Source organism: Kibdelosporangium persicum, from assembly GCF_013280595.1.
In the GTDB taxonomy this organism is placed as follows: Bacteria; Actinomycetota; Actinomycetes; order Mycobacteriales; family Pseudonocardiaceae; genus Kibdelosporangium; species Kibdelosporangium persicum.
On the sequence record NZ_JAAATY010000009.1, the window covers coordinates 197361 to 215632 of the forward strand.

The window sequence follows — 18272 nt, forward strand, 5'->3', positions numbered from 1 at the left end:
CCCTGCAAGACAAGCCGGGGTGTGGCGCAGCTTGGTAGCGCGCTTCGTTCGGGACGAAGAGGTCGTGGGTTCGAATCCCGCCACCCCGACTCGGCGACAGGCGACCCATGGTCGGTGCTTCGCACCTTCCCTCTGGGTCGCCTCGTTGTTTCTTCTGGGGGCCGAGCCCCCAGACCCCCACGGTGCGGGCTCCTTACCTTCCAGCGCTGGGCGCGTTTTCGTTGGACCAGCGGCGCGGCTTTGCCGCGATAGCGGCGAGGGCGGCGGTGATCCGCCTACGCGGACCGGCCCCGGGCGGTAGTCATACGGATCTCCGTCGTTAGGTGCGCGGTAGCGCGTGGGTGGTCTTCGTGCTCCCTTCCTCCCGTTTGGCCTGGACGTAGTCCAACCATGGGGGTCAAGGGGTCGGCCCACGCGAGGAACCGGGCTGGAAGTCGAACCGATCCCCTTGACGCCCATGGTTGCCTTTGGCAGGCCGGGCGGGAGGAAGGGAGTGCGGCCCCCTCTCCTCTTGGTGGCCTGCCCGTCCGGCGAGGACACCCTCTTGAGAACCCAACCCCAGCGCCAAGAAGGACGAAGACACCACCGACTAACCCAATCTGGTGAACATCGCGGTTCAACTCGCTGTCCGTCACAGGCCGAATGGGCCTGTCCGCTGACTACTTGCCGTCATTGACTTGGCACGCCACCAAACCAGTCGTCGGGATGAGGCAGGATCGACCCCGTGACGAAGCATCCCGCAGCAGAGGAGCCCGAGCGGCTGTTCACCGATCCTGAGAAGGACGCACGGTGGCGGGCCAGATTCCGGGCGGCCCGAATCAGCCTGCCCGAATGGGCCCGTGACGCTCCCGACCGCAATGTGTACACCTCCAACGCCAGCGGGGTGTGGGAGACATACGCGTGGGACCGGCTGACGGGCAATCACCGGCAGGTCACCGACCGCCCGAATGGCACGTACAACTCCACGATCAGCCCGGACGGCGAGCACATCTGGTGGTTCGCCGACACCGACGGCGACGAGTTCGGCAGCTGGGTGGTCGAGCCGTTCGCCGGGCGGCCGGTCGACGAGGAGCCACGGCCGGCGATCGCCGAGGTGCCGCGGGGGTATCCCGCCGGCGTGGAGATCGGCCGGTCGGTCGCAGCGATCGGCATCTCCAACGACGACGGCACCACAATCGTTGTCTCCCATAACGGTCAGCCTGGCCAGGTGATCTACTCGAACGAACACGACGCCGGTGTGGCGGCGCACTCGCGCGACGAGCGGTATCTGGCCATCGCGCATTCCGAGCACGGCGACAACAGGCACACCGCCCTGCGCGTGGTCACCACGACCGGCGAGAAGGTCGCCGAGCGGTGGGATGGCAAGGGCAAAGGCCTCGACGCCATCGGGTTCAGCCCGGTCGACGGCGATCCGCGGTTGCTCGTCCTGCACGAACGGCACGGCCGCGAAGAGCTGCTGATCTGGGACGTCGAGGCGGACACCGAGACGGAGATCAGCCTCGACCTGCCGGGCGAGGTGACCGCCGCATGGTACCCCGACGGCCGGTCGCTGCTGGTCGTGCACACCCATCAGGCTCGCAACACGGTGCACCGCTACGAGATCGAGACCGACTCTCTCTCCTTTTTGGACACTCCAGCCGGGACGATCGGGTCCGCGAGCGTCCGGCCGGACGGGACGATCGAGTACTCGTGGTCGTCGGCGGCCGAGCCGCCGTTGATCCGCGCGCTGCACGCCGACGGCACCGATCGGGTCCTGTTGACGCCGCCCGGCGACCGGGCACCGGGATCGGTCAGCCTGACCGATGTCTTCGTGCCCAGCGAAGGTGGGGACGTGCACGCCTTGGTCGCGCGGCCCGCCGACGCGCCGGACGGCCCGCTGCCCACTGTCTTCAGCCTGCACGGCGGCCCGCACTCGGCCGACGAGGACCGGTTCTCCGCGTACCGCGCGGCATGGATCGACGCGGGCCTTGCCGTGGTGCACGTGAACTACCGCGGTTCCACCGGCTACGGCTCGGCTTGGCGGGACGCGATCGAAGGCCGCCCGGGTCTCACCGAGCTCGCGGATGTCGCCGCCGTGCACGAGTGGGCGGTCGGCACAGGCCTGGCCGATCCGGAGAAATGCGTGGTGGCAGGCGCTTCCTGGGGTGGGTACCTCAGCCTGCTCGCCGCCGGTGTCCAGCCGGACAAGTGGGCCGCGGCCGTCGGCGGCGTGCCGGTGGCCGACTACTTCGCGGCCTACGAGGACGAGATGGAGCCGCTGCGCGCGTTCGACCGTGCGCTGTTCGGCGGATCGCCGGAAGAACTGCCTGACCTGTACCGGGAATGCTCACCGTTGACGTACGTCGACCAGGTGCGCGCCCCGATCCTGGTCTGGGCGGGCGAGAACGACCCGCGCTGCCCGATCCGCCAGATCGACAACTACCTCGACCGGCTCGCCGAGCGCGGCGCGAAGTACGAGGAGTTCCGGTACGACGCCGGGCACGGCTCGCTGGTGGTCTCCGAGACGATCAAGCAGGTCGGCATCGAGGTGCACTTCGTGCTCCGGATGCTCGGCATGCGGTGACATCGGGCGTGACATGGACTGGCCCGCGTGCGCACCTCCCTGCCAGGTGCGCACGCGGACCAGTTTTTCTTGGGGAGTCAGACCGACTGGGCCTGCCACATCCAGTGGGCCTGCTCAAGGTCCTTGGCGATGTCGATCAGAAGGTCCTGGGTGACGAGATCGGACTTGTCGGTCTCGTCGATCCGCGCACGCAACCGCTTGACCAGCGCCTCCAGCGTGGCGACGATCGCGGTGACGGTGTCCTTGTCGGAAAGCCAGCCGTCGGGGTACTCGGGCACACCCGAGCTCTCGACCACGGTCCTGGCCTTGCCGTTCGGTGAGACACCGATCGCGTTGGCGCGCTCCGCGACCTCGTCGACGTAAGTGCGTGCGGTGGAAACAAGTTCGTCGAGCTGTGTGTGAACACTGCGGAAGTTCTTACCGACCACGTTCCAGTGCGCCTGCTTGGCGATCAACGACAAGTCGATCATGTCGACCAGCGTGGCCTGCAGGATTGCACCGGTGGTCTTCTTGTCCGCCTCCGGCAACGGACTGGTGATCGGGGACTTGCTCACTGCACATCGCCTCCTCACCAGAAGGCCTACCCGGTGCCGCAGGCGTCAAACCGTCGCCGTAACGGTGACTTCGATGTTCCCCCGAGTGGCGTGGGAGTACGGGCACACCTGGTGCGCCTGCGCGACCAGCTGGTCAGCCCGGCCCTGTTCGAGTCCTGGCAGGTGAGCGGCCAGTTTCACGGAAAGCACGAACTTGTCGTTGTCGTCCTTGTTCAGCGTGACGGACGCGGTGACTGTCGTGTCACCGATGTCGGCCTTCGCCTGCCGGGCGACCAGCCGCAGCGCGCTGTGGAAACAGGCCGAGTAGCCGGCCGCGAACAGCTGTTCAGGGTTGGTGTACGTGCCGCCAGGGCCGCCCATCTCCTTCGGCGTCGCCAGCTTCTCGTCGATCACACCATCCGACGAGACCACCTCGCCGTTGCGACCGTCGCCTTTGGACGTCGCTTCGGCCGTGTACAGCGCCTCAGCCATGTTCCCTCGTCTCTGATCAGGATGTTCAGTGAACGAGGCCAACGCTACGCGTCACCTGCCGAGTGTGAACTCCGCGACTTGACGCCCGATCGTGCGCAATGTGGTGGCCACGGAGTCGCTGGAGCACTCGCCCGCGCCGTCGAACCGCACCTCGGCCGAGTTGATCGCGGAGCCGAGCGGTGTGGGCCAGCCCCGCAGCGCGTGCACGATCGACCGCAGCGACGTGAGCGTGGTGACGGCGGCCTGCCAGCCCTGCGCGGTCGCGACACAGCCAACGGCTCGGCCGTCGAGGTATGGACGTTCGTCTTCGCGGAGGTCCTCGACGTAGTCCAGGGCGTTCTTCACCAGGCCCGAGATCGTGCCGTGGTAGCCGGGTGAGACGAGCACCACACCGTCGGCGTCACGGAGGTTCTCGACGAGCCTGTGCGCGGCGGCCGACCGTTCCGGCACCGCGGGATCGTAGAACGGCAGCACCAGGTCGTCCCCGCTGATCACCGTGGTCTTGGCGCCCAGTTCCTCGGCACCGGCCAACGCGACCCGCAGGGCCCACTCGGACTGGGAGTTCGTCCGCAGGGAACCACCGATACCCACCACATGAATGGCCACCTACCCAGCCTAGGACGTCAAGTCGGGTTGAGTTCCAGACCTTTCAGGGAACTTACCGGCAGTAGCATCGGGTGATGCCGCTCTCATCGATCGCCGTTCAGGGCACCGCGTTACGCGCTCTCTACCGTCTGCCGCACCGAATCCGCAGGCTGATCGCCGGTCCGCCGATCCGGCTGGACGGACAGGAACTGGCTCTGGACGCGCAGTTGCTGCTGCGCGCTCGTGCGATGTCCGGGGTACCGTCGCTGGCCAGCGGCACTCCGGCGAAGGCCAGGCATGACCTGGTCGCAGGCTCCCGGATGATCGCGGGCACGCCGATCGAGCCGGTCGACGCACGGGACCTGAGCATCGGGTCCATCCCCGCCCGGCTCTACACACCGACCGGCCTGGCCGAGGGCTCGCCGTTGCTGGTGTTCTTCCACGGCGGCGGGTTCGTGCTCGGCAATGTCGACTCCCACGACAACACGTGCCGTTTCCTGGCCAAGCACGCCCGCGTACGGGTGCTGTCAGTGGACTACCGGCTCGCGCCCGAGCACCCGTTCCCCCACGGCGTCGAGGACGCGCTGACGGCGTTCAAGTACGCCCACACGAACGCGAAACAACTGGGCGCCGATCCGGACGCGATCGCGGTGGGCGGTGACAGTGCCGGTGGCAACCTCGCGGCCGTCGTGGCGCTCGTGACCACGCGCGAAGGCGGCCCGAAGCCCGCGTTCCAGCTGTTGATCTATCCGGCCACGGACTCGACCAGGGACACCCGGTCCAAAAAGCTGTTCGCCGAGGGCTTCTTCCTGACCAAGGACGACATGGACTGGTTCATGGGGCACTACGCGGTGAACGAGCAGGACAAGCACGACCCTCGGTACTCACCGCTGCTCGCGCCGGATCTGTCCGGGCTGCCGCCGGCGTACCTGGCCACGGCGGGATTCGACCCCCTGCGTGACGAGGGCGAGGCGTACGCGGAGCGGCTACGAGAGGCCGGCGTGCCCGTCATGCTGTCGCGGCACGCCGACCTGATCCACGGCTATGCCAACTTCCTGGGTATCGGAACCCGTTTCCGGGAAGCGATGTTCGAAGCCGCCGGAGTGCTGCGCTCCGGCCTGGAACTGAAGCCATCCGAGTGACCTGCTGTGAGGGCCGCGCTCCGGGCGTCAGGCGCTGGGAACGCGGCCCTCATTGCGGATGCAGCCGGGACACAGACCCCAGAACACCACCTCGGTCTCGTCGATGACGTAACCAGCCGTCTGTTCCGGGGACAAGCACGGCGCCGCGCCGACCGTGCAGTCGACGTCCTCGGTGCGGCCGCATACGCGACAGACGAGGTGATGGTGGTTGTCGCCCGTGCGGGTCTCGAAGCGGGCCGGGTGCCCGGCGGGCTCGATCTGGCGTACCAGGTCGGCGGCCACGCAAACGTGCAGCACGTCGTAGACGGCCTGGGTGGACACGGCGCCGAGGAGCTCACGTACGCCGGTGGCGACCTGGTCGGCGGTGGTGTGCGGATGATCGGCCAGCCAAGCCAGAACCGCGAGCCTCGGTGCGGTGACACGCAGGCCCGACGCCTTCAGTTGCGCACGCAGCGTGGCGCGGTCCGGGGCGGTCGGTGTCGTCATCGGTACCTACCTCAAGCAACCATTTCAGTCATTCATTCCCTCCAGAGTGCGGGATGATTCGCGATGTCGCCTACGCCATCCGTGTGACGGTGTTCCCGACGAGGCGCTGAGTGAACAAAAAACCGGCTTGCCCACTACAGAGATCAGGTGATCCCCTGACTGGTTGTGGAGCGTTATCGACGGATGCTGACCCTGCCGGGCGTTCGCACGCTGATGGTCCTGATGTTCTTCGCCAGGATCCCGGCGACGGCCACATCCATGGCGCTTACGTTGCACGTGGCCATCGGTCTGGGACGTGGCTACGGCGCGGCGGGCCTAGTCGGTGCGGCGGCGACAATCGGCATAGGCATTGGGGCGCCGTACTCCGGACGGATCATCGACCGGTTCGGGCTGCGGACCGCCGTGGTGATCACCACAGTCGGTGAGACGGCGTTCTGGGCGACCGCACCGCTGATGCCGTACGAACTGCTGCTGCCGACGGCGTTCGTCGGCGGCCTGTTCGCCATCCAGGCGATGTCCATCGGACGGCAGGCGATCGCCGCGCTCGTGCCGGAAAGCCACCGCCGGGCGGCGTACTCGATGGACTCGATCTCGATCGAACTGAGCTTCATGATCGGACCGGTCGTCGCGGTCGCCCTGGCCACCCAGGTGTCCACATCGGTCGCGTTGCAGACACTCGCCGTGGGCTGCGTGGCCGTCGGTGTCGCGTTGTTCGCGTTCAACCCGCCGGTCCGCGGCGACGAAGAAGCCGTGACCGGCGAACGGCCACCGAGGCGGGAATGGCTGACCAGCAGGCTGATCGCGGTGCTGGTGATCGGATCCGGTGCGTTGTTCGTCCTGGCGGGCACCGAGGTGACGGTCGTGGCGGTCCTGCGTGCACACGGCGAGGTGGAATGGACCGGCGCCGCCACCGTGATCCTGTGCCTGGCCTCGGTCGTGGGCGGGCTCGTGCACGGCGCCGTGCGCAAGTCGTTGCCGCAAGTCGTGTTGATGGCTTTGCTTGGCGCGCTGACGATCCCCGTGCTGTTCGTGGACAGCACCTGGTGGGTCGTCGCACTCGCGCTCGCGCCGGCCAGCGCCATGTGCGCACCGGCTCTCGCAGCCACGGGCGAGCAGGTCAGCCGGCTCGTCCCAGCGGCTGTGCGCGGGGAAGCGACGGGGCTGCAGAGTTCGGCGTTCACCTTCGGGGCCGCGCTGGGCTCACCGGCCATCGGGTTCGTTGTGGACCACAGCGGATCACCGGGCTGGGGCTTCGTCGGCGCCGGTGCCGGCGGACTGATCGTCGCCGCGGGTGCGGCGCTGCTCGTCCGCCGGTCACCGGCCCCCGTTCCCAAGGAACCCGCAGCTCAGCCCTCGTGAGTGTTTATCAGGGTTCTAACCCCGATAAACACTCACGAGGGGGTGACCAGGGCTTCGGCGATTTCGTAGGTGTTCAGGGCCGCGCCCTTGCGGAGGTTGTCGCCGCAGACGAAGAAGTCCAGCGTGTTCGGGAAGTCCAGGGCCTGACGGACCCGGCCGACGTACGTCGGGTCGGCGCCCACGACGTCCGCCGGGGTCGGGAACCTGCCGTTCGCCGGGTCGTCGACGAGCACGATCGACGGCTGCGCCCCGAACACCTCGTGCGCTTCGGCGACCGTCACCGGGTTGGCGAAAGTCGCGTGCACGGCAAGGGAATGTGTCGTCACGACCGGCACGCGCACGCAGGTCGCCGAGACCTTCAGGTCCGGGATTCCCATGATCTTGCGGGACTCGTTGCGGACCTTCAGCTCCTCGCTCGCCCAGCCGTCCTCCTTCAGCGAACCGGCCCACGGGACCACGTTCATCGCCAGCGGCGCGGGGAACGGCGAGTCCGCGATGGACAGTCCGGCCGCTTCGAGAGCCTCGCCGACGTCACCGGCGCGCGAGCCGACGTGCTTGCCGGACACGGCTTCCAGCTCGGCGTAGAGCCGGTCGATGCCGGCCTGGCCGGCACCCGACGCCGCCTGGTACGAGGCCACGACAAGCTCGGTGAGCACGAACTTCCGGTGCAGTGCGCCGACCGCCGCCATCATCGACAGGGTCGTGCAGTTCGGGTTGGAGATGATGCCGCGCGGGCGGTCGTGGATCTTGTCCACGTTCACCTCGGGCACCACCAGCGGCACGTCCGGGTCCATCCGGAAGGCTCCGGAGTTGTCCACCGCGATCGCGCCGCGCTGCGCCGCGATCGGCGCCCACTGCGCGGAGATCTCGTCGGGCACGTCGAACATCGCCACGTCCACGCCGTCGAAGGCCTCGGGCGAGATCTCCACGACGGTCAGTTCCTGGCCGCGCACGGTCATCTTCTTGCCCGCCGACCGCGCCGAGGCGATCAGCCGGACCTCACCCCACGGGAACGAGGGCCGGTTGTTCATGACGTCGATCATCACGCTGCCGACGGCGCCGGTCGCGCCGACGAGAGCCAGTACCGGTGCCATCAGCGACCACTCCCCGCGTACACCACGGCCTCTTCGTTCCCGCCCAGCTCGAACGCCTCGTGGATGGCGCGCACCGCCGCGTCCAGCTCGGTGTCCCTGATCAACACCGAGATGCGGATCTCCGAGGTGTTGATGATCTCGATGTTCACGCCCGCGCGGGCCAGCGCCTCGCAGAACGTCGCCGTCACGCCGGGGTGCGAGCGCATGCCCGCGCCGACCAGCGAGACCTTGCCGATGTGGTCGTCGTAGAGCACCTGCTCGAAGCCCAGCTCGGCGCGCACCTTCTCCAGCGCCGCCACCGCCGTCGGGCCGTTGGCCTTGGACAGCGTGAACGTGATGTCGGTGCGGCCGGTGTGGGTGGACGACACGTTCTGCAGCACCATGTCGATGTCCACGCCGATGTCGGCGATCACCCGGAAGATCGCGGCCGCGACGCCGAGCTTGTCCGGCACGCCGACCACAGTGATCTTCGCTTCGGAACGGTCGTGCGCGACGCCCGTGATCATCGCTTGTTCCACGGAGAGCTCCTCGATCGACCCGGTCACGACGGTGCCGGGCTTTTGGTTGAACGACGACCGGACCCGGACCGGCACCCCGTACCGCCGGGCGTATTCGACACAGCGCAGCATCAGCACCTTGGCGCCGGTGGCGGCCATCTCCAGCATCTCCTCGTAGGTGATGCGGTCCAGGTGCCGGGCGTTGGGCACGATCCGCGGGTCGGCGGTGAACACGCCGTCCACGTCGGTGTAGATCTCGCAGACGTCGGCGCCGAGCGCGGCCGCCAGGGCCACCGCGGTGGTGTCCGTGCCGCCGCGGCCGAGCGTGGTGATCTCGTTGGTGCCCTGGCTGACGCCCTGGAACCCTGCCACGATCGCGATGGCGCCGTCGTCGAGCGCCTCCTGGATCCGGCTCGGGGTGACGTCGATGATGCGGGCGTTGCCGTGTGCCGCCGTGGTGATCACGCCCGCCTGCGAGCCGGTGTACGACCGGGCCTCGAGGCCTTGCGCGTGAATGGCCATGGCCAGCAGCGACATGGAGATCCGCTCACCGGACGTGAGCAGCATGTCCAGCTCGCGCGCCGGTGGCACCGGGGCGACCTGACCAGCGAGGTCGAGCAGCTCGTCGGTGGTGTCTCCCATCGCGGAGACGGCCACGACCACGTCGTTGCCCGCCTTCTTGGTGGCCACGATGCGTTCGGCGACCCGCTTTATCCGGTCGGCGTTCTCAACGGAGGAACCGCCGTATTTCTGGACGACGAGCGCCACGCAGCTCAACCCTCTCCTCAATCGCTTCAGACCACGTCGGGGTGAGCCTACCTGCGCGTGGTAGCGGGTTACGTTCGTCGTGTGGCGCCGCCCACTTGGCCTAACTACCTCTAGCCTGTCGGGCGTGTCCACGACGGAGGTGACTCGGCAGCCGGTTGCGACCCTGGAAAGCCACGACGAGCCCACGAGCAGACCCTGGACCGCCTGGAGAGTCGCCTACCTGCTCGCCCCTGCCCTGATCTACCTGGGCATCCGCGAGCTCGGGCTGCTCGTGCTGTCGTGGATGAGTCATCAGACACGCTTCCCGATGGGCCAGGCGCTCACATCCTGGGACGCGGACTGGTACCTGGGCATCGCCGCGGGCGGGTACGACAACGTGCCGATGCGTCTGGTCGACGCCTACAGCCAGCGCAGCGCGGAGACGCCACTGGCGTTCTTCCCCGGCTACCCGAAGCTGATCAACTACCTGGCCGCGCCCTTCGGCGGCACGGAGTCCGCGCGCATGTTCGCGGCGTTCACGATCACCATCGTCGCCGGGGTCTTCTGCGCGTACGCCCTGGCCCGGATCGGCAGGCTGATCCCCGGCGGGTCGACGCGGGCCGGGCTGATCCTGGTCGCCCTGTTCGCCGCGGCGCCGATGAGCATCGTGCTGGTCATGCCGTACTCCGAGGCGCTGTTCTGCGCGTTCGCGGCGTGGGCCCTGGTCGGGGTGCTCGAACGGAACTGGATCCTGGCCGGTCTGGCGTGCGCGTGCGCCGGCCTGGTCCGGCCGACCGCGGCGGCGCTCGTGCTCGCGGTCGGGCTCGCGGCCCTGGTGGCCGTGATCAAACGCGAGGACGGCTGGCGGCCGTGGCTCGGCGGCCTGCTGGTGCCGCTCGGCCTGGTCGGCTACCTGGGCTGGGTCGCGACCCGGACCGGCGAGCTGCTCGGCTACTTCAAGCTGCAGGAACGCGGGTGGGACTCGCGGTTCGACGGCGGCGCGGCCACGTGGCGGTTCGCGGTCGAGGCGCTGACCCGGCAGCTGTCCGTGCTCGAAGGTGTGACGATCCTGGTGCTGCTCGGGGCCATCGTGCTGGTCGTGATCGGGTTCCGGATGAAGGTGCCGTGGCCGCTGATGGTGTTCGGCGTGGGCGTGCTGATCATGGACATCGGGTCGAACGGGCTGATGGCGTCCAAGGCGCGGCTGCTGCTGCCCGCGTTCGTGCTGCTGATCCCGATCGCGATCGGCCTGGCCAAGCGGAAGACCGCTACGGTCGTGCTCACGTTGACCGGGCTGGCCCTGGTCACGTCCTGGTTCGGTGCGTACTCGGTGACGGTGTGGAGCTGGGCGATCTGATGCATCCGTTGATGAGGGAGCGGTGGAGCCCGCGGTGGCTCGATGCCTCCGCCGTGGTGACCGACGCGCAACTGGAAGCGATGCTGGAGGCCGCGCGCTGGGCGCCGTCGTACGGCAACTCGCAGCCCGCCCGCTACATGGTCGGACGACGCGGTGACTCGACCTTCGAGCGGATCTTCGAGGTGCTGAGCCGGCGCAACCAGAACTGGGCACGGAACTCCGCGGTGCTGATGCTGGGCATCGCGATGACCGTGAACCACAAGGGCACGTTGCCGCTCAACGAATACGGCCTCGGCCTGGCCACGGAAAACCTGGTGCTGCAGGCCGTGGCCGAAGGCCTGGTCGCGCACCAGATGGGCGGGTTCAACGCGGAGGGCGCGCGAATCCTGTTCGAACTGCCGCCGGAGGCCCGGCCGGTCGTGGTGATCGCGGTCGGCAAGCTGGGTGACCGCGACGCGATCCCGGACGATCTCCGGGAACGGGAACTCGCCCCGCGCAGGCGGCTGCCGCTCTCGGAGATCGCCTTCACCGGATCGTGGGGAAATCCGGCGCTCAGAGCTGAGCGGTGATCGCCGCGTGGTAGGTGGCGATCCGGCCGTACACGCCGGGGTAACCGGCGAGCGCACAGCCACGGCCCCATGAGGTGTCACCGATCAGCTTGCCGCCCGCGACCAGCGGGCCACCGGAGTCGCCCTGGCAGGTGTCCACGCCACCGTTCGGGTAACCGGCGCAGACCATGGCCGTCTGGATGAACGACGTGCCGTAAGCACTGCGGCAGCTTGCGTCACTCGTGAGCGGGACGTTGGCCTTGAGCAGGTAACGAGAAGTCGAACCGCCGGAACTGGTGGTGCCCCAGCCGAGGATCGTCGTCTGGGTGCCCGCCGCGTAGAGCGCCGTGTCCTGCGGCGTGGCCAACGGCAGGTACGGGCCCGGGAGGCTGGTTCCGAGGGTCAGCACGGAGACGTCGTAGCCGCGGGTCGCGGTCGTGTAGCTCGGGTGGATCCAGATCCGGGTCACGGTCGCGACCGTGCCCGCGGTGCTCTGCTTGTCCTCACGTCCCCACACCACACGGGTGCTCGACGCGCTACGGCCGACGGTGCAGTGCGCCGCGGTGACCACCTTGGTCGCGCTGACCAGCGTGCCGCCGCAGAACTGCGAGCCAGAGGAACTGGCCAGGTAGACGGTGTACTTGTAGTCGTTGATGTTGGCACGGGTGCCGCCAACGATCATCGGCGTGACGTCGGCCGATGCCACTGACACGGACGACAGGGTGGCCAGCGTCGTCACAACCGCGACGATGCAGGCCCGCACCAGGCGGGGCAGGGTAGCCGCCATGGTTGTCTCCTTTTCCTCGGTGCCGCTCATGGCCAAGCGGCATGATCCATGAGTAATCGGACGACAACAGACCGTGCAACCCGCTGATCGGCGCATGACATTGCCAGTCAAAGGATCAGGCCAAGGCAGAAAGCCACAGAGCCACCGCACCCAGCACTGGTCAAACCCCACCCCGCCCCACGCCGGTCACCCCCAACGCACCCGATGCTGGTCAAACCCCACCGCACCCAGCGCTGGGTCGGAAGGAGCTCGCACCGTGGGGGTCTGGGGGCTCGGCCCCCAGAAAACACCGGGGCTATGCCCGCGCCCACAGCGCAAGGAGGCACGCAGCGAAATAAGCGGGCTCGGCCCCCAGAAAACACAGGGCGGACCCGGTCCGCGACCCCCAGCGGCAAGCAAGACCCCAGCAAAGAAGCGGACCCCGTGCACCTGCCAGAGCCCGCTTATCCTTGCTGCCTTCCGGCCCTGGGGAGGTTCACAGGATGGACACCGCACGAGGTCCACGTTCAGTGTAGCGAACCGGCGAACAGGTCCTGGCGCCGGGATTGTCGGTGCCCTTGGGTAGGGTCACCTCCGTGGCGCTCGCCCTCTACCGCAAGTACCGTCCGGCGACCTTCGCTGAGGTGGTCGGTCAGGAGCACGTCACCGAGCCGTTGCGCACGGCGCTCGCGGCCGGTCGGGTCAATCACGCGTACCTGTTCTCCGGGCCGCGCGGCTGCGGCAAGACGTCCAGTGCGCGGATCATGGCCCGGTCGCTCAACTGCGAGCAGGGGCCGACGCCCGATCCGTGTGGTGTGTGCGAGTCGTGCATCTCGCTGGCGCCGAACGGGCCGGGCAGTGTCGACGTGGTCGAACTGGACGCGGCCAGCCACGGTGGTGTCGACGACACGCGTGAGCTGCGGGACCGGGCGTTCTTCGCTCCGGCGATCTCGCGCTACCGGGTCTTCATCATCGACGAGGCCCACATGGTCACCACGCAGGGTTTCAACGCCCTGCTGAAGATCGTGGAGGAGCCACCCGAGCACCTCATCTTCATCTTCGCCACCACCGAGCCGGACAAGGTCCTGCCGACCATCCGCTCCCGTACCCACCACTACCCGTTCCGGCTGATCCCGCCGGGCGTGATGCGGGAGCTGCTGGAGCGCAACTGCGCGGCCGAGGGTGTCACGGTCGAGCCGTCGGTGTTCCCGCTGGTCATCCGGGCGGGCGGCGGCTCGGCCCGGGACACGCAGTCCGTCATGGACCAGCTGCTGTCCGGTGCCGGTCCGGACGGGGTGACGTACGAGCGCGCGATCGCGCTGCTGGGCGTCACCGACATCGCGTTGATCAACGACATGGTCGACGGTCTGGCGACCGGCGACGCCGCGGCCGTGTACGGCACGATCGAGCGGCTCGTCGACGCGGGGCACGACCCGCGACGGTTCGCCTCGGACCTGCTCGACCGGTTGCGTGATCTGGTTCTGCTCAGTGCCGTTCCGGATTCCGGCGCGCGCGGGCTGGTGAACGTGCCCGGTGACGAACTCGGCCGGATGAGCGCGCAGGCCGACCGGATCGGCCCGGCCACGTTGTCCCGGTTCGCCGAGATCGTCCACACAGGACTGATCGAGATGCGCGGGGCGACGTCGCCGCGTCTGGTGATGGAGCTGCTGTGCGCGCGAATGCTCCTGCCCGCCGCGGTACAGGGCGATCCGTCGCTTGATTCCGCTGTGCTGCAACGGCTTGAGCAGCTGGAGAAGCGTGCCGCGGTCGCGCCCGTCGCCGCTGCCGCCGTTCCGGCCCTTGCTCAGCCCGCTCCCGCACCTCAGCCCGCTCCCGCGCCCCGGCCCGCGGCGGAACCCGTTGCCACGCCTGTGCGACAGCAGGCGCCGCCGCCTCCACCGGCCCCGGCTCCCGCGCCTCAGCCGGAACCTGTGGCCGCACCGCCCGCGGAGCCGGGTGCGATGGACGCGGCGGCCATTCGCCGGATCTGGCCGGAGCTGCTCGGGGAAGTCCGGCGTCAGCCTGGCGGCCGGAGCACCGAGGCCATGCTCACCAACGCGACCGTGCAGAGCGTCGACGGCGACACCGTCGTGATCGCGCACGCCGCGGCGCCGTTGGCGCGCCGCTTGGCGGACGCGCGGAACGTCGACCTGATCAGCCAGGCGCTGAGCAACGTGCTCGGTGGGAAGTGGCGGGTCACGTGCGTGCACGCCGGGTCGGCTCCGGCACCGCAAGCCCAGGCCCCCGCCCAGCCGCGGCCGCAGCCGACGCGCCCGAGCCGTGCGTCGGCGCCTGAGCCGCCGCAGCGCCAGGCTACGCGTCCGGCGGCGGACCACGACGACATCCCGCCGCCGCCGGAACCGCCCGAGCCCGACGACCCCCTCCCGCCCCCTCCCCCGCCGAAGACCCCGGAGGAGGAAGAGGAGGAGATGCTCGCCGAGGCCTCGCACAAGCCCAGCGAAGGCGAGCGTGTCGTGGCCCGTGACCCGGAAGAAGTGGCGATCGAGCTGCTGACCCAGGAACTGGGCGCCCGCAAGATCTAGCGGCTGGTCACGCGACAAGGAGCAGCACGCTGATCACCAGCATCACCGCTGCGGTGCTGGCGTGGACGCCGTAAGCGACCGCCTTGGGTCCTTTGTTGCGCAACACGATCAGCGCGTCGCCGACGGGGATGCCGGTCGCGGCCAGCATGAACCAGCCCAGCAGGTGGGGTGACCCGCCGATCAGCAGGACGAAGACGAAGATCCCCGAGGCGATGTCGCGGACGCCTTTGACGGTCAGCCATGCCTGGAAGGTGCGGTCCTCGGTCGGCGTGCCGGGGATGCCGAACCCGGCCGCGGCCTGCGGTGCCCAGAACACACGTGCGCCGATGACGATGATGCCCACGCCGATCAGGGCGGCGAGTACTAGGGCGACGTTGGTGAGCATGGTGGCTTCCTCCCAGGGACAGCGCCTCGGTTGCTAGCAGCGCTAGTTGTTGTGTCGACGATAGCCATACTGTCGACAGAATGTCTAGCGTTGCTAGAATCGAGTGGTGTCCGCCATCAAGGAGCGCCGGGAACGGGAACGCGCCCAACGCCACCAGCTGATCATCACGGCAGCCCGCGAACTCGCCGAAGCCGAAGGCTGGGAAGCGGTGACGACGCGACGGCTCGCTGAGCGCGTCGAGTACAGCCAGCCCGTGCTGTACAGCCACTTCAGCGGCAAGGACGCCATCGTTCGCGCCGTCGCGATCGACGGCTTCGGCGAACTCGCCGCCCGCCTACGCCAGGCCCGGCTGGCCGATCCGGAACCACTGCGGCAGGCTCTGCATGCCGTCTGCCGCGCTTACCTGGAGTTCGCCTCCGAGCGGCCCGCCCTCTACCAGGCGATGTTCGTCATGCCGACCGACGTGAAGTTCGCGCACGCCGAGACACCGCCCCCGCTGCGCGCCGGCTTCGACGAATTCGTCAGCTGCTTCCGGCCGGACAACGCGCGGCGCGAACTGTTCGCCGAAGTCGTCTGGAGTACGTTGCACGGCATAGCCGTGCTGTCGGACAGCGGCCGTATCCCTGCGGACGTTCAGGACGAGCGGCTTGACTTCCTCGTCAGTCGGCTCACCGACACCCCAGACTGACCGGCCGCATCCTCACTGTGCCGGAACGGTCAACTCGGGGTGCTGGAACGGTCAACTCGGGGTGCTGGAGTGGTGGACACGGGGTCAGGCTAGGTAGGCGAGGATCGCTGAGGAGATGGCGGCCGCGTAGCGCTGGCGGCCGTCCGGACTGGACAACACCGCGGCTTCTTGGGCGTTGCGCATGTTCCCGCATTCCACCAAGGCCGCCGGGCGCTCGGAGAGGTTCAGGCCGCCGAGGTCGGCCCGTGGGGACAGGCCGTCCGATCCGATGTAGGTGGACGGCGCGAAACCCGCTGAGCGCAGGCCATCCCGCAGTGTCCTGGCGAGACGGATCGCCGGTTCGCCCTGGGCCGGGTTCAGCGGCGGCGCCGAGTAGGCGATGTGAAAGCCATGTGCGCCAGGGGAATTCGAGCCATCGGCGTGAATGGACACGACCGCCGCCGCGCCCGCCTGGTTGCCGATCGCGGCCCGCCGGTCCACACAAGGCCCGACGCCGGTGTCGTTGTCGCGGGTCATCACGACCTTGATCCCGTTGGCAGTCAACAGATCCCGTACGCGGACCGAAACGTCCCACGTGAACTGGTGCTCGGCGTAGCCCGCGTTGGTCGACGTTCCGGTCGTGTTGCACGCCTTGGTCTGCCCACGACCCGCGGGCACCTTCTTGTTGATCTCCGCGGGGTTCGACGCGTTGCCGCCGTTGTGCCCGGGGTCGAGGACCACGACTTTGTCCGGTACCGGCGCCTGCCGTGCCGACGGAGCCGAGGGTTCGGTCACGACCGACCCGGTCGACGACGGCACCGGCACCGTGGGCGAGCCGGGCGGAACATCCACCACCGTCGCGCTCAGTACCCGTGACGCCGCCGTCGGTGTGCCCGTTTCGGTGGTCCCGCACGCGGCGAGGAAGACCAGCGCGGTGGCGAGCGTGAAACAGGCGCGGCGAGGCGAGGACGTCACACCGAGAGACTAGTCTTGACAACAGGAACACGGACGCGAACTCGAGGAGCCAGCGGTGCAACCCGGAGGAATGCCGAACATCCAGGACATCCTGCAGCAGGCGCAGGCCATGCAGGAGAAGCTCGCGTCCGCGCAGCAGGAGCTCGAGGAAGTCGAGGTGACCGGCACCGCGGGCGGCGGTTTGGTCACCGCGACGGTCTCCGGCGCCGGTGAGCTGACCGCGCTGGTCATCGATCCGAAGGTGGTCGACCCCGAGGACGTCGAGACCCTGTCCGACCTGGTCGTGGCCGCGATCAGGGACGCCAACCGCAACGCGCAGAAGCTCGCCGAGGAGAAGATGGGCGGCCTGGCAGGCGGGTTCGGCGGCGCACTGGGACTGCCCGGTCTCTGATGTACGAAGGCCCGGTCCAAGACCTGATCGACGAGCTCGGCCGGCTGCCGGGGGTGGGTCCGAAGAGCGCCCAGCGGATCGCCTTCCACCTGCTGGCCGCCGAGCCCGCGGACATCGCGCGGCTGCAGGACGCGCTGCAGAAGGTCAAAGAAGGCGTGGTGTTCTGCGACGTCTGCGGCAACGTCTCCGAGCAGGCGACGTGCCGCATCTGCCGGGACGCCCGGCGTGACCCGCAGAAGGTGTGCGTGGTCGAGGAACCCAAGGACGTGCTGGCGATCGAGCGGACCCGGGAGTTCAAGGGCCGCTACCACGTGCTCGGCGGCGCGCTGGACCCGTTGTCCGGCATCGGCCCGGACCAGCTGCGGATCCGCCAGCTGCTGTCGCGGATCGGCGAGCACGACATCACCGAGGTGATCCTGGCGACCGACCCGAACACCGAGGGCGAGGCCACGGCCACCTACCTGATCCGGCTGCTGCGTGACTTCCCCGGGCTGACCGTGACCAGGCTGGCCTCCGGGCTGCCGATGGGCGGTGACCTGGAGTTCGCCGACGAGCTCACGCTCACCCGTGCGCTCTCCGGCCGCCGGGCGGTGTGATCGACGAGATCCTGGCGGCGCCGCCGAGACTCGGCGGCGTCCGTCTCGTCGCGGTCGACGGCCCCTCGGGCTCAGGCAAGTCCACCTTCGCCCGTGAACTCGTCGCCGCCCTGCCCGGCGCCGCGCTCGTCTCCACCGACGACTTCGCCACCTGGGACGACCCGGTCGCCTGGTGGCCCCGGCTCGAAGCCGGTGTGCTGCGACCGCTCGCCGAGGGCCGGCCCGGCGCCTACCAGCGGATGGAGTGGCAGGACGGTACGCCCAGGCTGGGCGGATGGGTCACCGTCGAGGTCCCCGGCGTGCTGGTGCTCGAAGGCGTCTCGGCGGGCAGGCATTCGATCCGTTCCCAGTTGTCCGCCCTGATCTGGTGTGAACACCCCGATCCGGCCGAACGCCTCGAACGCGCGGTGGCCCGTGACGGCGAGGCCAGTCGGCGACATCTCGCCGACTGGCAGCGCTTCGAGCAGGGCTGGTTCGCCGTCGACCGCACGCGTGACCACGCCGACCACGTCGTCACGACAGCGTTGGGCAATGCCTGACCCGAGG

19 protein-coding genes, 1 tRNA gene and 1 other RNA gene are annotated in these 18272 nt (G+C 68.9%); 11 read left to right on the forward strand and 10 right to left on the reverse strand.

Annotated features, from left to right (window positions below):
• The first annotated feature begins 15 nt into the window (after nt 1-15).
• A tRNA-Pro gene (locus GC106_RS18595) sits at nt 16-89 on the forward strand.
• 635 nt (nt 90-724) lie between these two features.
• Nucleotides 725-2563, forward strand: a complete 1839-nt coding sequence (locus GC106_RS18600; RefSeq protein ID WP_173132004.1) for a S9 family peptidase — start codon at nt 725-727, stop codon at nt 2561-2563.
• A 77-nt stretch (nt 2564-2640) separates the two neighbouring features.
• Here GC106_RS18600 and GC106_RS18605 read toward each other — a convergent pair whose 3' ends face one another.
• The 3 genes from GC106_RS18605 to GC106_RS18615 are packed head-to-tail and all read right to left on the reverse strand — an operon-like array spanning nt 2641 to nt 4194.
• Nucleotides 2641-3117, reverse strand: coding sequence for a Dps family protein (locus tag GC106_RS18605; RefSeq protein WP_173132007.1), 477 nt, complete (start codon nt 3115-3117; stop codon nt 2641-2643).
• Nucleotides 3118-3162: 45 nt separating this feature from the next.
• Complete coding sequence (locus GC106_RS18610; RefSeq protein WP_173132010.1) at nt 3163-3588, reverse strand: organic hydroperoxide resistance protein; 426 nt, start codon at nt 3586-3588, stop codon at nt 3163-3165.
• 51 nt (nt 3589-3639) lie between these two features.
• Nucleotides 3640-4194 (reverse strand): NADPH-dependent FMN reductase, encoded by a 555-nt coding sequence (locus GC106_RS18615; protein WP_173132013.1) that lies wholly within the window; start codon nt 4192-4194, stop codon nt 3640-3642.
• A 74-nt stretch (nt 4195-4268) separates the two neighbouring features.
• On the opposite strand from GC106_RS18615, the gene GC106_RS18620 reads away from it, so the two are divergent.
• Nucleotides 4269-5315: an alpha/beta hydrolase gene (locus tag GC106_RS18620; RefSeq protein WP_173132016.1), complete on the forward strand. Its 1047-nt coding sequence runs from the start codon at nt 4269-4271 to the stop codon at nt 5313-5315.
• Nucleotides 5316-5342: 27 nt separating this feature from the next.
• On the opposite strand, the gene GC106_RS18625 is transcribed toward GC106_RS18620, so the two are convergent.
• Nucleotides 5343-5801 carry a Fur family transcriptional regulator gene (locus GC106_RS18625; RefSeq protein WP_173132019.1) on the reverse strand — a complete coding sequence of 153 codons (459 nt, stop codon included), beginning with the start codon at nt 5799-5801 and terminating at the stop codon, nt 5343-5345.
• Nucleotides 5802-5984: 183 nt separating this feature from the next.
• Here GC106_RS18625 and GC106_RS18630 point away from each other — a divergent pair, with 183 nt between their 5' ends.
• A complete protein-coding gene (locus GC106_RS18630; RefSeq protein ID WP_246366154.1) occupies nt 5985-7160 on the forward strand; it encodes an MFS transporter in 1176 nt (391 codons plus the stop codon).
• A gap of 32 nt (nt 7161-7192) precedes the next feature.
• Here GC106_RS18630 and GC106_RS18635 read toward each other — a convergent pair whose 3' ends face one another.
• Entirely contained in the window at nt 7193-8254 is a 1062-nt protein-coding gene (locus GC106_RS18635) for an aspartate-semialdehyde dehydrogenase (protein WP_173132022.1), read from the reverse strand.
• Nucleotides 8254-9519 carry an aspartate kinase gene (locus GC106_RS18640; RefSeq protein WP_173132025.1) on the reverse strand — a complete coding sequence of 422 codons (1266 nt, stop codon included), beginning with the start codon at nt 9517-9519 and terminating at the stop codon, nt 8254-8256. The genes GC106_RS18635 and GC106_RS18640 overlap by 1 nt, the downstream gene beginning before the upstream one ends.
• Nucleotides 9520-9643: 124 nt before the next feature.
• On the opposite strand from GC106_RS18640, the gene GC106_RS18645 reads away from it, so the two are divergent.
• Both GC106_RS18645 and GC106_RS18650 read left to right on the forward strand, forming a co-directional pair.
• Entirely contained in the window at nt 9644-10855 is a 1212-nt protein-coding gene (locus GC106_RS18645; RefSeq protein WP_312872721.1) for a putative hexosyltransferase, read from the forward strand.
• 11 nt (nt 10856-10866) lie between these two features.
• Nucleotides 10867-11424 (forward strand): nitroreductase family protein, encoded by a 558-nt coding sequence (locus GC106_RS18650; protein WP_173132028.1) that lies wholly within the window; start codon nt 10867-10869, stop codon nt 11422-11424.
• On the opposite strand, the gene GC106_RS18655 is transcribed toward GC106_RS18650, so the two are convergent.
• Both GC106_RS18655 and ffs read right to left on the reverse strand, forming a co-directional pair.
• The gene (locus tag GC106_RS18655) at nt 11408-12190 is read right to left on the reverse strand and encodes a S1 family peptidase (RefSeq protein WP_173132031.1); all 783 of its coding nucleotides are present in this window, start codon (nt 12188-12190) and stop codon (nt 11408-11410) included. The genes GC106_RS18650 and GC106_RS18655 overlap by 17 nt on opposite strands.
• A 409-nt stretch (nt 12191-12599) precedes the next feature.
• An RNA gene (gene ffs / locus GC106_RS18660) (signal recognition particle sRNA small type) lies at nt 12600-12696 on the reverse strand.
• A gap of 69 nt (nt 12697-12765) precedes the next feature.
• Here ffs and GC106_RS18665 point away from each other — a divergent pair.
• The gene (locus GC106_RS18665) at nt 12766-14712 is read left to right on the forward strand and encodes a DNA polymerase III subunit gamma and tau (RefSeq protein ID WP_173132034.1); all 1947 of its coding nucleotides are present in this window, start codon (nt 12766-12768) and stop codon (nt 14710-14712) included.
• A gap of 7 nt (nt 14713-14719) precedes the next feature.
• Here the strand turns inward: GC106_RS18665 and GC106_RS18670 are convergent, their stop codons facing one another.
• On the reverse strand, nt 14720-15097 hold the full coding sequence (locus tag GC106_RS18670; protein WP_173132037.1) for a DUF4267 domain-containing protein: 378 nt from the start codon (nt 15095-15097) through the stop codon (nt 14720-14722).
• Between the two features lie 106 nt (nt 15098-15203).
• On the opposite strand from GC106_RS18670, the gene GC106_RS18675 reads away from it, so the two are divergent.
• Nucleotides 15204-15785 carry a TetR/AcrR family transcriptional regulator gene (locus GC106_RS18675; RefSeq protein ID WP_173132040.1) on the forward strand — a complete coding sequence of 194 codons (582 nt, stop codon included), beginning with the start codon at nt 15204-15206 and terminating at the stop codon, nt 15783-15785.
• An 84-nt stretch (nt 15786-15869) separates the two neighbouring features.
• On the opposite strand, the gene GC106_RS18680 is transcribed toward GC106_RS18675, so the two are convergent.
• Nucleotides 15870-16739: an N-acetylmuramoyl-L-alanine amidase gene (locus GC106_RS18680; protein ID WP_312872722.1), complete on the reverse strand. Its 870-nt coding sequence runs from the start codon at nt 16737-16739 to the stop codon at nt 15870-15872.
• A gap of 55 nt (nt 16740-16794) precedes the next feature.
• Between GC106_RS18680 and GC106_RS18685 the strand changes: the two genes are divergently transcribed.
• The 3 genes from GC106_RS18685 to GC106_RS18695 are packed head-to-tail and all read left to right on the forward strand — an operon-like array spanning nt 16795 to nt 18265.
• Nucleotides 16795-17130 (forward strand): YbaB/EbfC family nucleoid-associated protein, encoded by a 336-nt coding sequence (locus GC106_RS18685; RefSeq protein ID WP_312872723.1) that lies wholly within the window; start codon nt 16795-16797, stop codon nt 17128-17130.
• Nucleotides 17130-17726 carry a recombination mediator RecR gene (gene recR, locus GC106_RS18690; RefSeq protein ID WP_173132043.1) on the forward strand — a complete coding sequence of 199 codons (597 nt, stop codon included), beginning with the start codon at nt 17130-17132 and terminating at the stop codon, nt 17724-17726. The genes GC106_RS18685 and recR overlap by 1 nt, the downstream gene beginning before the upstream one ends.
• The gene (locus tag GC106_RS18695) at nt 17723-18265 is read left to right on the forward strand and encodes a uridine kinase family protein (RefSeq protein WP_173132047.1); all 543 of its coding nucleotides are present in this window, start codon (nt 17723-17725) and stop codon (nt 18263-18265) included. The genes recR and GC106_RS18695 overlap by 4 nt, the downstream gene beginning before the upstream one ends.
• Nucleotides 18266-18272: the final 7 nt, after the last annotated feature.

Coding starts and splice junctions, on each gene's coding strand:
- GC106_RS18610 (WP_173132010.1), bottom strand. CDS start 3,588: ATGGCTGAGGCGCTGTACACGGCCGAAGCGACGTCCAAAGGCGACGGT.
- GC106_RS18620 (WP_173132016.1), top strand. CDS start 4,269: ATGCCGCTCTCATCGATCGCCGTTCAGGGCACCGCGTTACGCGCTCTC.
- GC106_RS18625 (WP_173132019.1), bottom strand. CDS start 5,801: ATGACGACACCGACCGCCCCGGACCGCGCCACGCTGCGTGCGCAACTG.
- GC106_RS18630 (WP_246366154.1), top strand. CDS start 5,985: ATGCTGACCCTGCCGGGCGTTCGCACGCTGATGGTCCTGATGTTCTTC.
- GC106_RS18635 (WP_173132022.1), bottom strand. CDS start 8,254: ATGGCACCGGTACTGGCTCTCGTCGGCGCGACCGGCGCCGTCGGCAGC.
- GC106_RS18650 (WP_173132028.1), top strand. CDS start 10,867: ATGAGGGAGCGGTGGAGCCCGCGGTGGCTCGATGCCTCCGCCGTGGTG.
- GC106_RS18655 (WP_173132031.1), bottom strand. CDS start 12,190: ATGGCGGCTACCCTGCCCCGCCTGGTGCGGGCCTGCATCGTCGCGGTT.
- GC106_RS18670 (WP_173132037.1), bottom strand. CDS start 15,097: ATGCTCACCAACGTCGCCCTAGTACTCGCCGCCCTGATCGGCGTGGGC.
- recR (WP_173132043.1), top strand. CDS start 17,130: ATGTACGAAGGCCCGGTCCAAGACCTGATCGACGAGCTCGGCCGGCTG.